The organism is Cuniculiplasma divulgatum (genome assembly GCA_031200235.1).
Classification (GTDB): Archaea; Thermoplasmatota; Thermoplasmata; order Thermoplasmatales; family Thermoplasmataceae; genus UBA509.
The window spans coordinates 1,909,059-1,924,326 of sequence record CP133595.1 but is presented as its reverse complement, the minus strand read 5'-3'; the positions used below and the strand labels follow the sequence as shown (position 1 = coordinate 1,924,326).

The 15,268-nt window shown below is 45.2% G+C and carries 14 protein-coding genes and 1 pseudogene; 8 read left to right on the top strand and 7 right to left on the bottom strand.

Features of this window, described 5'->3' with window-relative positions:
- Entirely contained in the window at nucleotides 1-2,166 is a 2,166-nt protein-coding gene (locus RE469_10065) for an ABC transporter ATP-binding protein (protein ID WMT44530.1), read from the top strand.
- A 114-nt stretch (nucleotides 2,167-2,280) separates the two neighbouring features.
- Here the strand turns inward: RE469_10065 and RE469_10060 are convergent, their stop codons facing one another.
- From RE469_10060 to RE469_10050, 3 genes are read right to left on the bottom strand one after another with little or no spacing between them, the layout of a single operon-like run.
- Nucleotides 2,281-2,937, bottom strand: a complete 657-nt coding sequence (locus tag RE469_10060) for a cyclase family protein (protein ID WMT44529.1) — start codon at nucleotides 2,935-2,937, stop codon at nucleotides 2,281-2,283.
- Nucleotides 2,934-4,022: an isocitrate/isopropylmalate dehydrogenase family protein gene (locus RE469_10055; GenBank protein ID WMT44528.1), complete on the bottom strand. Its 1,089-nt coding sequence runs from the start codon at nucleotides 4,020-4,022 to the stop codon at nucleotides 2,934-2,936. The genes RE469_10060 and RE469_10055 overlap by 4 nt, the downstream gene beginning before the upstream one ends.
- Nucleotides 4,019-5,518 carry an MFS transporter gene (locus tag RE469_10050; protein WMT44527.1) on the bottom strand — a complete coding sequence of 500 codons (1,500 nt, stop codon included), beginning with the start codon at nucleotides 5,516-5,518 and terminating at the stop codon, nucleotides 4,019-4,021. The genes RE469_10055 and RE469_10050 overlap by 4 nt, the downstream gene beginning before the upstream one ends.
- A 94-nt stretch (nucleotides 5,519-5,612) precedes the next feature.
- Between RE469_10050 and RE469_10045 the strand changes: the two genes are divergently transcribed.
- The gene (locus RE469_10045; GenBank protein ID WMT44526.1) at nucleotides 5,613-6,782 is read left to right on the top strand and encodes a mandelate racemase/muconate lactonizing enzyme family protein; all 1,170 of its coding nucleotides are present in this window, start codon (nucleotides 5,613-5,615) and stop codon (nucleotides 6,780-6,782) included.
- A gap of 16 nt (nucleotides 6,783-6,798) precedes the next feature.
- Here the strand turns inward: RE469_10045 and RE469_10040 are convergent, their stop codons facing one another.
- The 3 genes from RE469_10040 to RE469_10030 all read right to left on the bottom strand — a co-directional run bounded on the left by RE469_10040 (nucleotide 6,799) and on the right by RE469_10030 (nucleotide 10,533).
- Nucleotides 6,799-7,716 carry a LysR family transcriptional regulator gene (locus RE469_10040; protein WMT44525.1) on the bottom strand — a complete coding sequence of 306 codons (918 nt, stop codon included), beginning with the start codon at nucleotides 7,714-7,716 and terminating at the stop codon, nucleotides 6,799-6,801.
- Between the two features lie 691 nt (nucleotides 7,717-8,407).
- Nucleotides 8,408-9,364 carry an LD-carboxypeptidase gene (locus RE469_10035; protein ID WMT44524.1) on the bottom strand — a complete coding sequence of 319 codons (957 nt, stop codon included), beginning with the start codon at nucleotides 9,362-9,364 and terminating at the stop codon, nucleotides 8,408-8,410.
- Complete coding sequence (locus tag RE469_10030) at nucleotides 9,361-10,533, bottom strand: M20 family metallopeptidase (protein ID WMT44523.1); 1,173 nt, start codon at nucleotides 10,531-10,533, stop codon at nucleotides 9,361-9,363. Before RE469_10030 ends, RE469_10035 begins: the two co-directional genes overlap by 4 nt.
- Before the next feature lie 220 nt (nucleotides 10,534-10,753).
- Between RE469_10030 and RE469_10025 the strand changes: the two genes are divergently transcribed.
- The 6 genes from RE469_10025 to RE469_10000 all read left to right on the top strand — a co-directional run bounded on the left by RE469_10025 (nucleotide 10,754) and on the right by RE469_10000 (nucleotide 13,551).
- A complete protein-coding gene (locus tag RE469_10025; GenBank protein ID WMT44522.1) occupies nucleotides 10,754-11,755 on the top strand; it encodes a hypothetical protein in 1,002 nt (333 codons plus the stop codon).
- A gap of 49 nt (nucleotides 11,756-11,804) precedes the next feature.
- Nucleotides 11,805-12,125 carry a winged helix-turn-helix domain-containing protein gene (locus RE469_10020; GenBank protein WMT44521.1) on the top strand — a complete coding sequence of 107 codons (321 nt, stop codon included), beginning with the start codon at nucleotides 11,805-11,807 and terminating at the stop codon, nucleotides 12,123-12,125.
- 25 nt (nucleotides 12,126-12,150) lie between these two features.
- Nucleotides 12,151-12,411: a hypothetical protein gene (locus tag RE469_10015; protein WMT44520.1), complete on the top strand. Its 261-nt coding sequence runs from the start codon at nucleotides 12,151-12,153 to the stop codon at nucleotides 12,409-12,411.
- 263 nt (nucleotides 12,412-12,674) lie between these two features.
- The gene (locus tag RE469_10010) at nucleotides 12,675-12,941 is read left to right on the top strand and encodes a hypothetical protein (GenBank protein ID WMT44519.1); all 267 of its coding nucleotides are present in this window, start codon (nucleotides 12,675-12,677) and stop codon (nucleotides 12,939-12,941) included.
- A gap of 5 nt (nucleotides 12,942-12,946) precedes the next feature.
- Nucleotides 12,947-13,213 carry a hypothetical protein gene (locus tag RE469_10005; protein ID WMT44518.1) on the top strand — a complete coding sequence of 89 codons (267 nt, stop codon included), beginning with the start codon at nucleotides 12,947-12,949 and terminating at the stop codon, nucleotides 13,211-13,213.
- 185 nt (nucleotides 13,214-13,398) lie between these two features.
- Entirely contained in the window at nucleotides 13,399-13,551 is a 153-nt protein-coding gene (locus tag RE469_10000; protein ID WMT44517.1) for a hypothetical protein, read from the top strand.
- A 138-nt stretch (nucleotides 13,552-13,689) separates the two neighbouring features.
- Here RE469_10000 and RE469_09995 read toward each other — a convergent pair.
- Nucleotides 13,690-15,069: pseudogene (locus tag RE469_09995) on the bottom strand (MFS transporter).
- Nucleotides 15,070-15,268: the final 199 nt, after the last annotated feature.

The following is a 15,268-nucleotide window of genomic DNA, read 5'->3' as shown; positions in this document are numbered from 1 at the left end:
ATGTTTAACGGAATAAATTATGAGGATTACATCCTGTATGTGGATGACCTTTCGCTCGAATATACCATCGGTAACAAAAGGGTTTACGCCTTATCTCACGTGACCTTTGGAATCAGGGAAAATGAAAGCATCGGCATAGTGGGGGAGAGTGGTTGTGGAAAGTCCACACTGGCAATGGCAATCTCGCATATTCTTCCCCAGAACACAGTGGTGACCTCAGGCCGGGTATACTTCAAGGGAGAGGTCATTGTCGATTCTGAAAGAGGAGCCTCATATACCCTGAGGACAACCAGAAAGTCAACAAAGATTGAGGAAAGTCTGAAGGTGGTCCGGTGGAAGGGAATATCAATAGTGTTCCAGGGAGCCCTGGATTCTCTGAACCCCCTGTTCACTGTGGGGGAGCAAATTTCTGATATCTATATCTACCGGGAGAATGTCCAGCGCGAGAAAGCCGTAGAAATGGTCAGGCAGCTCCTAGACACTGTGGGCCTTGACAAGTGGGTTTATGATGCATATCCGCACCAGCTGAGCGGAGGAATGAAGCAGCGGGTGGTCATAGCCATGGCGATCTCGCTGCATCCGGCCCTAATTATTGCTGACGAGCCAACAACATCACTTGACGTCATAACGCAATACAGGATAATAGAGGAACTGCGAAATCTACGGAAGAAATTCAATGTATCCATCCTTAGCATCTCCCATGATGTGTCAATGGTCTCCAACCTCTCCGATAGAATCATGGTAATGTATGCAGGACGTATCGTGGAAAAGCTTCCGGGAGTGAACTTCACCATTGCCCAGCACCCTTACACGGCTCTGCTAATAGATTCTATCCCGAAACTGACAGAGGACATAGAACAGGTTGAGCCCATTTCCGGCGCCCCTCCCGGGTTAACTGAGGTTATTCATGGCTGCCCCTTTGTTGAAAGATGCAATTATGTGCAAGATTCCTGCCGCAATGATGGTTCTGAGAATCTCAGGGCTGTCAGCAACTCGCATGAGGTTGCCTGTGTGGTTCTGCCTTTTAAAAATGGTCGCAAAGTACAGGGAAAAGGGGTCTCAGCCAAGATCAATTTAGTTAAGGCCGTAAAGCAGAATCCTGTAATAATAACACGCGATCTTACCAAGAGATTTGCAAAGAGAGCTGGTTTAAGAGCGGGTAGAGGTGGTAAGGGAGCTGAATTGACAGCAGTTTCAGGCGTAAATATTGTCGTTAATGAGGGAGAATCTGTTGCCCTTGTGGGTGAAACCGGATCGGGTAAAACCACCCTGAGCAGGATAATCGGCCTGCTGGAAGTTCCCAGTGATGGCACGCTGGAATTACTGGGGGGTAAAGTGAGTTTTGAAGACAGAAAACTTGTCAAGAATCTCAGGAAAGGGATACAGACAATATTCCAGGATCCGTTTCAAAGCCTCAATCCACGTTTCTCAATTTATCAGATAATCTCGGAGCCTGTGCGAATAAACAAGCTTGCCCAGACTGAGACCGAAATCCATGGGATTGTAAGGAAGGCAATGATGGAAGCAGAACTCACTCCCATTAGTGATTACATTGATAAATATCCTCATCAGCTCAGTGGAGGACAGCGGCAGCGTGTTTCAATAGCCAGGGCCCTGACCATGAGTCCACGGATTCTTGTTGCTGACGAACCCATATCAATGCTGGATGTCTCCCTGAGGGCGGGAATACTGAATCTGCTCAGGAAATTAAGAAATGAAGCCGGGGTGACACTGTTCTATATTACACATGATATCGCATCAGCGAGATACATCAGTGATAGAATTTATGTTATGTACCGTGGGGAAATCATTGAATCCGGCACCACAGAGCAGATAATCCGAGAAGCAACACATCCATACACAATTGCATTAATACTGTCCAGTATGGGTGTTCAGGGAAGCATCAGCGAAAGTCTTGGCGAGAATATTTTCACCCAAACTGTGGATGATGCACTTCCGGCCTGTAAATTCGCGCCGAGATGCCCTCTTGCAACAGAATTGTGTCGTGAGACCAAGCCTGTGCTTTCAGAGGTTTCAATCGGACACAAGGTACAGTGCCACTATGCTGTTTCGATTAACAGAAGCATGGCTTCTGGTTCAGCAGGCCATGCCGTCAATTTTGATGCAGTAAAATCCTTTATCAGGGATGAGATCACTCCTCCCTGATTTTGTTTTTTTTCAATTCAGGAAATATTTCAGGGAGATGTCTGAGACTCACAACTGGATCAAAATAGGAATGCTAGGTCAACGGGTGTCGGGCAATAAAAATTTGGAATGGACCTATCCCTGGAGCCTGCCAACTATCCTGGTAGGAGATCCGTCTCCTTTCGCAAATTTCAGTGGGAAACAGAAAACCTCAACAATTTTGCCTGCAACAGATTTCATTCCCGTAAGATTCTCAATAATCAGGATGTTTCTTGGCAGGAGTGCCATGTGCGCAGGAGAACCTTTCCTGAGTCCGCTCCTGAGAGATGGATCCGGGGACATGGTGTCTGTTCCAACCATCCTGATATTAAATTTTGTCAGGTATTCTGCAGCCTCTGCAGATATGTATGGATACTTCCATATGTATTCATCAAGGTTCCACTTTTCCTCCCACCCGGTCCTTATGAAAACGAAGTCTGCCCTCATAATGAGATCCCTGTTTGCGTGTATATCCTGGTAGGTTATTGCCTGAAATTCATCTCTGGCCAGGTCGAGGATGGCAGCCAGCCCATGGAAGGAATCAGGAGAGAACGTGTCAATGGTTCTCCCTCCGTCAACGTAGTGGTATGGAGCGTCTATGTGGGTGCCGCAATGCGAATTGAATGTGATGTTAGTTATCCTGGAGCCGGTATTCCTGTTATTCACCCTCTCAGCTTTCATTGGTGCATGGCCTGCAGCCTCAGGCATCCCCTCCTCGTATGTATGGCTGAAATCTATCCAGGTTTCCTTCATTTCTTCATCTCCTCCAATCTGCTGATAATTCCTCTGGTTATTGATTCCGTGGTTCCGTGACCTCCAAGGTCCGGAGTCAGGTTTTCTCTCTTAACGATCAGTTTCCTGACGGCTGATTCAATCAGGTATGACATTTTTGCCAGCCTGGGATCATTGTTACGGCTTCCAAGCCAGTCCAAGAGCATTCCACAGGATAGGACCTCAGCAATGGGATTAGCTATCCCTTTCCCTGCAATGTCCGGTGCTGACCCATGTACCGCCTGGGCCATAGCATAATTTTCGCCTGAATTCAGTGAGGGGGCAAGCCCGAGACTCCCGGCAATTCCTGCGGCCTCATCACTGAGTATATCACCAAACATGTTTGTGGTGACAATGACATCATATTTCTGTGGGTTGGTCAGAATGTCAAATGCCATTGCATCAACTATCTTGTCATCGGCCCGGATAGCGTGAAATTCCTCTGCGATCTCGCCAAATACCTGGAGGAAGAGACCATCTGAAACCTTTAGAACATTGCCTTTGTGTACGGCGGTCACGTGCTGCCTCCGGGCGGCGGCCAGCCTGAAAGCCTCCCTTATTATGCGCTGGGACCCTCTTCTTGTCACGACCCTTACTGCCATCGCGACGTCCTTCGTTGGCATAAATTCCCCATTTCCCATGTACATGTTCCTGTCAGCATAGAAACCCTCCGTGTTCTCCCTTACAATCACCAGGTTGACTTCACCATCGGGGTAATTCCTGTTGATGCCGTAGGAAACAGTTGGCCTGATGTTGGCAAAGAGATCAAAATGTTTCCTGATTTTTCCGGAGGGACTCGGTCCCCCAGGGTCCCCAACTGGATACCTGCCGACGTCCAGTGGGCCCAGTATGAGACCATCGCTTGCCTCCATCTTCTTCACCGATTCCTCGGGCAGGCTTGACCCCTGCGACTTCAGCCCTTTCCAACCAACCTCAACTTCTCTGTATTCAATTTTCACGTCGCTGAAAATGGAATCCTGAAGGAAGTTTAACACATCCATTGACGCGTGCACAACTTCAGGACCAATACTGTCGCCATCTGCCACTGCAATCCTGTAAATACTCATTGTCTCACTTCTGTTTCCCTGTTTATCTCATATTCTATTTTTTCAAGCTGCTTATTGGCGGTTTCCTTCAGGAAGTATACCGACATGGCTCCTATAATGCTGATTATTGCTATGAGCAGGTAGGAGAAATATATTGCATGTATTTTTGCAGATCCTTTCAGTGAGGCAGACACTATGTCATACCCTATTATCAGTGTGAAGATGACACCCGACCACAGCCGTGATACCATTTCATTGAAGTATACTCCCGTTTGCCTGGCGGTTGTGGGGTATGTTTCGCTGGCGAACATTCTCCACAGTGGGGAATTGGCGTTAACAGACCAGAACACCGCGAAAACCAGTACTACAACAAGGACAAGGCTGAAGTGAACTGTGTAGAGGAGCAGTGAAAATACGGCAGCAAGAGCCATCAGCATAATTCCCAGCCTCTTCCTTCCAACACGGTCTGCCGTGAACATGACCCCCATCTTTGGAAACAGCATTATGCCATTCATGATCAGGGTGAATAGCAGTGCGTAGAAAGCCGTGAAGCCGAAACTCTCAAAGATCGTCGGTGCATATATGCTCGAGATGTAGAAACCCGATAACATCGCCGATGTATATATCCACAACGGAATTGAGTAGCGCAGATACTTTCTCTGGAAGAGGTCCCTAACCCCTGGCCTGATGGCTTCAACCTCCTTGAGATCCTCTGTTATCACGGGTGCGGGAAGTTCTTTGCCGTATTGTTTCCTGATTCTATCTTCAATGCCAGTGACTATATTATCAGCCTCTTCATAGCGCCCGTTCCGCTCAAGCCATCTGGGTGATTCCGGGATATATCTGTAATAGAGGGGGTAGAGGACGATGGGAACGAATCCTATAGCAAACACAACCCTCCACGATATTGATGGGCTCAAGTATGGTATTGCAAAGAGGGAAATCAGTGGGGCCAGAAAATATCCGAAAACGAAGAACAGGTCTATGAAACCGATGAAGTAGCCTCTCCGGCTCTTTGGAATGAACTCCACCAGGTAGGAATATGGGAATGCGTATACGGCTCCAGCGGCAATTCCCTGTATGACACGCAGCACAATCAGTAGCGGAAAATTCGCAGGAATGACGGCAATAACCCCTGACATTCCAAGAAGAATGATCAGGCCAAACAGCACAATTCTCCTCTTTCCATACCTGTCAGCCAGTCTCCCGGAAAATGCCATTCCTATCACGATGCCCACTGTTACGGCGATTCCGAAAAATGCAATAAGAAAAGCTGTGTGGCCCGGAAAATGTCCTAGCACGGTACTCACAGTTCCTGTTATCCCCAGGTCTAGAGATTCATACATGTAAATGAACCCCACCAGTATCACGAGCGTCCAGTGATACCTGCTAACGGGCAATCTTTCAAGACGGGCCGGAATGCTTCCGGCTTTTCCAACACTTCTGTCAGATAAATCACTCATTATGATTTCCCTCATGAGGTATACATCAATTGAATGTATAAGGATTTCTATCAATATGTAGTTTGATAGAAAAGTTTAAACATTGCTTGAAGTTACCATTTCAGGGGCACTTTGTTGACATCATTGTACCCCAGGAAATGTGAAAGCTATGCAGGAGTTAAAAATTACAGGCGTGGAGGTTCTCAACCTTGTGGTGCCAATAACTGATCTTACCACACCGCCGGAGAGCCTGCCATATTACCAGGAACTCAAATCCATAGTGTTTGGGTCCTACAAAAGTGTGATTGTAAAGGTAACGGGAGATAACGGGCTTACGGGCATTGGAGAATGCATGACAAGACTTGCTCCGGAAGCACTTAAAAGCATCATAATGGACGTACTCACACCCATAATCGCGGGAAAAAACGCATTCGATTATGAGTTCCTGTGGGAAGAGATGTATGCCACAATGAAGCAACGCGGACACTACAAAGGCTACATGATAGAGGCCATCAGCGGTGTCGATATGGCCATCTGGGATCTCATGGGTAAAACGCTCAAACTCCCTATCTATAACCTGCTTGGAGGGAAGTTCCGCGATGACATACAGTGCTATGCTTCGTCCATTAGATTCAGGAAGCCCAAGGAGGTAGTGCAGGAGGTGAAGAACATCCTTAACGAGGGGTTCACTCAGGTGAAGCTGAAGATAGGCAGAGGCGTGGAAGAGGATGCGCTGGCTGTCAAGCTGCTTCGGCAAGAATATGGTGATGATCTTACAATCATGGTGGATGCCAATTCCGGATATACAGTCAATTCAGCACTGAAGCTAGGAAGAATATTTGAGAAATATGACGTGTTCTGGTTTGAAGAGCCAATACCGCCTGACAACATGCCAGGATATCATGAACTCACGCAGAAATTGGATATACCAATAGCTGCAGGAGAATCAGAATTCACGAAATATGGGTTCAGGGATCTTATAACATCCGGGAATATAGACATCATCCAGCCAAATGTTGGGCGTGCCGGGGGATTCACTGAAGTGAGGAACATATTGTCGATGGCCAGAGCCTACGGCATCCCATACGCACCTCACACGGGAAGCTCCTCGGGCGTAACAATGACGGCCGAGCTGCATCTGGCAGCCTATGCACAGAATTTCCTCACATATGAGTACATGAGAACTGCATGGTCCCACGAGCAATCCAATCCCCTGAAAAGTGATCTTCTGAAGGTTAACCTGGATGCGCAATCGGGGGGAAAGATCAGGGTGCCAAAAACTGAGGGACTCGGGATAGATCTCAATGAAGCAACAGTAAAAAAATATCTGGTGTCTTAGGAATCTGCACCATTTTCTATTTTTTATTAAGGTATTTGTCCATGTAGAACTTCACAAAGGAGACAAATCTGTTTACCGTTTCATTTGTTCCGTTCCATCTGTCTACCAGATAGAGGCTTGTTTTAACATCAGTATCAATTGGCAGCCACCCTATGGATCCATTTTTGATATGCTTCTCAGCCTGCACCATTGCCACTATTGATACGCCAAGTCCCTCAGAGACTGCATTTATTACTGATGATGAATTTTCCAGCCTGAATACAATGTTAAGATCGCTTTCGGACATTCCGGCATTCTGGAGTATCTTTTCAATTTGAGCCTGCACCCCGGAATTACCATACCTTGAAATATAAGGCATCACGACAAGATCCTTTGGTTTCAGGACTTTTCTTTCCAGGAACTTGCAGCCAGTAGGAGCAATGAAAATAAGCTCTATGTCAGTAAGTTGGGTTACCCCCATCCTGGAAAGAACGGAGTGAAACTCCGGAAAACTAAGGCTGACCGCGAAGCCAACATCGGTTTTGGCGTCAACAAGTTTCTGAATGATTTCATAGGAACTGCCGATCTCCATATCCACAGAGATATCCGTATTTTTATCCCTGAAGCTCTTTATGAGTCCCGGCAAAAGATGTATGGCGGCTATTTCTCCTGACGAAACCTTCATGGTCTTAAGGGTACTGCTCGTATCATGGTTGCGGGAATACCTATCGATTATGGAGACGATCTGTATGGCATCGGGGTAAAATTCCTTGCCAAACTGCGTGATCTCAAGCTTCTTAGAATCACGGGAGAAAAGTTCGTTACCCACCATGCCTTCAAGCTGCTTTAGCCTGTAGCTCACTGTGGCTTCAGTTATCCCAAGATTTCTGGCGGTCTTGCGCATGTTTCCAGAGTTTACCAGATCCACGAACACCTTCAGATAATCAAGGTTCACACAGGGCAATATTCCAATTAATTCATAAACATTGTTGATAGAATAATTCAGACTTACAATTTACATTTAATCGGGGGCATTTAAATTGCAAATACCTGATTTATGTTTCTTTGATGCACATGGGTATATTTGTCATCCTTCACCATACAGTGTACGGGATATAGGTGGACAACATTTGGAAGTCAAGAGATGAGTCATAGAATAGAGGAAGAACAATTGCAAGATTCGTTCCAACAATTCTAGGTTTTAGTAAATTAACATGCGCAGACCATGGTTGAGGCTTAGTTCTAATCACTAGGAAGTGGCAATATTTCAATGGAATTCTACAAATCCGTTGGATCATTATACCTTGCACATGGAAACATCGCCCCCGATATGCCGGTCAAAGGAACGATAGAAGTTGGTACATGCACTTCCCGACACAATCTCCCAGCAAAAGCTCGGAGTTTCTCGCTTCTGCTCCGCTTTCGCCTTCATCCCTCACGGTTCGGACGGTTTTGCAAGAACCCATTTACGAGTTCTAATATCTTTACGGTCCTGAAAATTACATTTCTGCTGGTATCAGCGTTCCATGTTCATACGTCCCTGTCTGCATGCAATGGAGATATGCCTTCAACACATTCCCCTGTTCAGACTGAGGAACAGAGACATTGCCTGTTCTCTGCCTTATTAAACTGCCATAGTGTAGCACTCATTCCACGATATTTTCCTTCAGCTCAACATAGGGATAGTCTGTGGATAGAGTCATCATAGCATTCATGGGTATCAGCATCTGGCTGTCTGCAACATGGCCGAAGGGAAGTCCGTAAATGGAAGGCTTCTGCAACTCTGTGAGATAAAGCTGCACTATATCCTCAATATATGGCATTGGTTCCTCAATGTCGACAATCTGCTTGAAATCGCCAAGTGCAAATGCAACAAATCTGTCAAGAATACCGGAAAGTTGCATGACGGAGAAATACCTGTCGAGGTCTCCCGATGTTATCCCAGTGTCTTCAGCAAACAGTATCCTTCCGTCAGATGAGGGCAGATATTTGGTGCCTATCAGTGAGGAATAAACAGATATGTTCGTGCCAACAGATCTTCCGTCGACCTTTCCTTTGTGAATATATTTCACAACGTTGTCTATGAACTGGGAGAGATCATCTGACTTTCCTGAGAGAACTTCAGTGTAGTTTTTGAATGTGGCCTTGCTGTACTCATCCGGATCCGATGCAGGCATTGGTCCATGGAATGTTATGAGGCCTGAAAGCTTGTTGAAGGCCATGTGCAGCGCTGTTATATCGCTGTATCCCACGAAGATCTTCGGGTGATCCCTGATAAGGTCGTAATCAAGGTATGGAAGAATGTGTATGGAGCCGTATCCACCCCGCGCACAGAGGATGGCTTTCACGGAATCGTCTGAGAATGCCGTCATGATCTCATCAGCCCTGTCCTGGCTCGGTGCTGCAAGCGAATTTCTCTGTACAAGTTTCCTGATGTTCTTGCCAAGCGATATCCTGTAGCCCATCTTTGTAAGCCTCGTAACACTCTTTGAAAGCGCCCTCATGTCTGGAACGCTTGCGGGAGCAATGATTCTTATCTCATCTCCTGGCTTAAGAGATGGAGGCCTGACTATTTCCTTAACCTCGCTATAATCTTCCCTCATTTCTTTTTCGCCTCCTGGAATTCCCCAAGTATCTGAGCTTTCATTTCATGGCTGGATGCCCTGATTGCAGCATTCACTGTTGCCTCAATTGCAAGAGACAGGTTTGTGGAGCACGCATACGGATTGGCTGCCTCCCTGAATTCATCTGAGTGGCCAGGAATGCCCGGATAACCGATCTGCATATCTATATGCCCTGTTGGAACTACCATACTCACGTTAGCCTCATCGGTACTTCCAGATGGTATCTGGGAATCATCATCAACATTGACTGGATTTATATTCAACTTTTTCAACTCGTTAACCAGTATGGAATCAAGAGATCTGGAGTGCAGGTAACTCTCATAGAGCGGTGTTATTTGCCGCACCTTGACTGTTGCCCCGTATCCACTGCCTATGGATATGGCCATGTTCTCAACCTTTCCAGAAAATTCCCTGACGAAATCTGATGAAGTTGACCGGATTTCCACATCCATTACGGCCTTATCGGGAATGACATTTGTTGCCTGCCCTCCTTCCCTGATGATCATTCCTATGACAAGGTGCCGGTCATTCTTTGCCCAACCTCTCAGGCTGTTGATGGCAGAATATGTGCTGACTGCCGCATCAAGGGCATTGATTCCCAGTTGAGGAGCGTCTGCACCGTGTGACGCCTTTCCCGAAAAGGTAAGCTGCAGTGTGATATCTGCCAGAGACGTGGAACCAACTCCCCATCTATCATCAGCATGGAAGCCGAATACCATGTCAATGTCGTCGAATACACCTTGAGCGGCCATGGTTACCTTGCTTCCGGCGTATTCTCCAATTCCTTCCTCTGAGGGTGTTCCGATCACGACGATTTTTATGTCTGTGGATACATCCTTAAGCACTGTTGCGCATCCGACCGCCCATGCAGAGATAAGGTTATGACCGCATGAATGGCCGTTGGGTAGTGCATCGTATTCTGCCAGGAAACCTATTGTGGTACCTCCCTTTCCGTATTCTGCCCTGAAGGCAGTTTTCATATTCAGCAGCGGTTTAGTGATCTTGAAGCCTTCTGATGAAAGGAAATCGCATAGAATCTGTGAGGACACTACCTCCTGGCTCCCCAATTCAGCTAACTGGTATATCCGGTTTGACAGATCAACGATTCTTTCCATTCGCCCGGAAATTGATCTCCTGATGTCCACCATATTAGATAACTTAGGCATTTTGAATATATATAACTGCATTCAGGAGCTTTTAACAGCATCTTTCATCCTTAAGCTTGATGGCAAAAATTCAGTATTGCTGAATAGGGTTCAGCAGCATTCAGTTACGCACCCTGAATAAAACAGTCATTTTGATAAGATTTGCACATGAATTGCATCCAATCTTGAAAAATATCCTTAAAATCCCCTGAAATAATGAGTTATGAACAGCAAAACAATAATGTATGTGGCGGCTGTATTCATTGCCCTGACCATAATAATGGCCGGACTATTTGTCTTTGAATATTCTGCTGCTTCAAGCCAGAAAGCCAGTTACAATTCTGTTAAGGCTGATTACCAGAATCAGCAGTCGTCAGTTGTACTGAACAACGCCTACGCACACTGGGATTATATCGCCATTGAAAACGCATCCCTTCTGAAACCTCAGTACCTTGGGAATGCCACTCTTCACTGGATTGGCGGGCCATTGACTGGGACATACACTGGTGTTCAAAATATAACTTCCGTATGGAACAGGTTCTTTGGACTTTGGTCAGCTGTATGGTATTATACAGAATCTCCTCCGGCAGTTATGGTATCGGGGTCCATGGCTACAGTGACTTCTCTGAACCAGTTTGTTCTCACCCCGTACACTGCCAGCATTCAGACACAGTATCTTAACATAAGTTATTCGCTTACGTACATGAAGGAGAACAATTCTTGGGCAATCCTCAGTGAAACATGGCATATTGTAGGATCTGGATTTATATCACCCACACAACAGTTTGTCCTTTCAAATTACGTTGGAAACCTGGCCTTCAGTCACTGGAACAACATTGCCATTGAGAACAACACCACTGTGATGCAGCAGTATGAATCAAATGCCACTCTTCACTGGATTGGCGGGCCACTAAACGGAACATATTCCGGCATATCACAGATCAACACCACCTGGAACAGATTCTTCGGTCTCTGGTCTGCAGTGTGGTTCTATGCTGAAGCACCTCCAACAGTAACACTGGCGGGGAACACTGCTAATGTAAGCGCTGACGTTCAGTTCGTAGTCCAGAATGCAGCCAACACCTCACAGTTCAAGTATATCAACGTGTCATACGACATAATGTATTACAACACAGGATATTCAACTGCGCATGGACTTCCGGAATACATGATCTATGACGAAACATTCCGCATTACTGGCAGCAACGTCCTGAGCAAAATCTGATTGAAATGGTGGAATACATTTATTTCCATTCATCCTTTTCTAATGAAAATTGACTTCCACTGATTTCGAAACTTCATTCAAGAGACTCATATGGTGGCTGTTCGTATCCACAAGAGGAGGATTCATGAGAACGAGAATAATGCTGTCTTTGATGGAAAGACCCAAAAATGCAAACCAGTTGTGCAGTGAACTGAATGTGAATTACCGGACAATTGATCATCACATTAAGGTGCTGCTGGAGAATGACCTGATCACAGTCATGGGCGACGGATATGGCAAAACGTACTTCCCTGGGCCAACGGTTGAAAAAAATATTGAGATATTCAGAGATATAATCAGGCAATCAGGCAGAATAGGAGGGGGAAACTGAATTGGGACCTTTATGGATCGCAAATATGGTGGTTCTAGTTGCTGCAATGGTAGTATTTGCATTTGTAATGATTTTGTATATAAGGAGCTACATAACCATGAAATCAAGAGCCCTCGGTAATATCATGACCCTCAGCGCCATATTGATGTCAGATTCCTTCATAGCAGTCATAATATATTATTTCCTTTCCTTGAGATACGGGGCATGGCTCGCTTCTGTGCTTCTTGTGATCAATTCGATTTCACTGATCGGCTATCTGCTTCTTTTTCGGGCACTTAATGTCTGATATCTCACTGGACCCAGTTAAATTCTATTTTTTATTTTATTAGTTAGAAAAGAATGAATTAAACTCAATTTACGTCGGGATAACTTTAACTGTTAGACATATTGATAATTATGTTACTTTGTCAATATCTGTTAATTATCCGGCTTTCAGACCAGAAATAGAACATTATTACTGCCGCGGTATTCATTGTTCAACTTAAAGTTAACGCACGTGCACTGTGCACGTATAATATCATTAAATATAGATTTCGAAAGTACGTCCACATGGAGAAGGAAATTGTGCTGCGAGTACGAAGAATACCCAAGGGTGCAAAAATTGCAGTATATCCTATGAGTACTACTTATGGAGATATTTTCACTGCATATGCAGTCTCGTGTTACGGAAGAGAAGGAATGCCAATAGAGCTTTCTGAACCGTTTCAGGGAGTTCTGGAAGATTTTGACGGAACTTATGTTTACATAAGAACCGACAAATACTACTGTTTGAAAGTAGACATAAATGAACTAAAAAATGTGGTACAGATGGGGTAGTTTCCATGAATGGAGATTTCTTCTTGTCACTGATGTCCAATGTCGGAAAGGGATCACGGCTTCGAATATTTCCTCTGGATCATGGACCTGAGAGGGCTTTTTCATTCCCATGTAGACGGGCTAATGGTGAGGTATTCGAAATAACCGAAGCCTTCGAGGGAACATTGGATTCATACAACGATGTTGCTATCCGAATCATTACAGATAATGAATTATGCCTGATTCTGCTGGTCAGCGATCTTGGCATTTCATTTGGCATTGAGAGAATCTGACGTTTAAAGAAATTTAACATCTGTGAGTGGGAATTCCCCTATCGCAAGATAGGGGATTAAAGCGAGCGAAAAGCTTATTATTTTCCCCCAGAATGTCGTGTTGTCCGCTGGCAGACAGAAGTGAAACAGGTCGGATAGCATATTGTTTCATGCGTGCCTGCATCCGTAAAGGCAGATGGCTTAGCGTGAGGGACAGAGTACCTTCGGACCGGGGGGATTTCAAGCCCATGGAGATTCCGCCAGCAACCTTTGAAGTGGGAAGCTCCCTGCGAAAGCTGGGAGAGGAGGTCACAGTTCCCACATATTTTTATTCGGATAGATTCGTTGGTTTAATTTGAACAGAGATACAATATCATCAGGATTAATCAAGATATTTCTCAATCTGAGCTGGAAATACTCTCCTAAAGAGAATTGTAACCATATGTTAAATAATATAGGTTAGAATGAAAAATGAATATCCGCGGCCTACATGGATGTCACGCAGAAACAGCCTCCAGGGTCTGCCCGGTTGTTTTTGTACCAGCAACCAGCACAAGAACCCCTGCAATAAGCCCAGTTACCGCTATGAAACTGAAGCCCACCGCAAAGGAGAATGCTGTTACAATTATAGGTAATATTATAGCTCCAAATGCTCCTCCCACGTGGCCTATTCCATCAGTAAGAGCGAAACCGGAACTCCTTGCCCTTGTTGGATAGTTTTCAGCCGTAAAGGTATATGCCACCTGAAGGTACATTCCAAGTGCCATGGAAGCCAGGAATGATCCGGCAAACAAAGCTATATGGTTCATTGTTGCAAACAATAGCAGCCCTATGAACCAGACAACTGTGTCAATGAATATGATGTACTTCCTCTCCATCTTATCAGCTGTATACAGCATTGCCAGAGCTCCAACAGGATATCCAATTGCACCTATGGCGATGTAGAGTATGGATTTAGCCACGGAGAAGCCTGCCGCAGAGAGGAGAGTTGCAGCATCCCCAAGGAACGCATAATTTCCAATATACCAGAAGAACCAGACAAAAATCAAAAGTGCGAGTCGAGATGAGTATGGTCTTTTGAACAGATACAGCGTCGGAAATTTCTGCTCTTCAACCACAACGGAAGAGATATCCGGTTCAGGGAGCTTTCCAACCTTCTTTATGGCATTTGCCTCCATCATTTCAAGAACTTTCTTTGCCTTTTCCAGGTTCTTTCCTCTGGTCGCAAGCCATCTGGGAGATTCTGGAAGCTCAAATCTCAATATCAGTGCGATCACGGCAATTATTGCTCCTATTCCAAATAACCAGCGCCAGCCGTTGTAAAAAACAGGAACAAGACTCAATCCAATGAAAGGCGTGACTGCCTGTCACAGAATTCCTACCAGAAAGGTGTAGACTGTTATCTTTCCCCTTACCGACGGAGGTGCGAATTCACTGATGTATGTTGATACAAGATTCAGGTCTGCGCCAAGACCAAGACCAGTGATAAACCTGAATATGGTCAGCTCAGGCACGTTAACGGAAATCGCATCTCCAAATGAGCCTAAGGCAGTGAGGGCCATTGTCAATATCATTGAACGATAACGGCCAAAGACATCTGCAGTGCTGCCAATAATGTAAGATCCTATCCCATAACCTATCAGTCCAACTGATAATGCAATGAAGAGGCTTGTGGAGGCCCCAATATGAAACTGCGAAGCAATGGCAGGCATCGCCAAACCGATATCCGAAATGTCGTAGAACGTGAAAAAATAACCAAGGCCAATAATTGCCAAAAAGGCTGTCGGTAAAGACCAGACAGGTATCCTATTGGCTCTGGCTATAATTTCATTTACCTCGTTTCTTTCATCGTTTGCCTTGAAAAGATTACAAATCATCAGTATAAAATACCCATTCCTTAAATGTTAAATACTATGATAAAACAACCAACACCTTCAGTTAATGTTCCTTTTTAAGGCACATACTAAGTAGACTTTATAAAAAGTCTATGGTCGAACGTGGCTTTGAATGTGAAAAACAAAGTTCTTAGCTTGCTTCCACAGCAGCGGTTGCTAAACTACTCCGGGTCTAATCAGT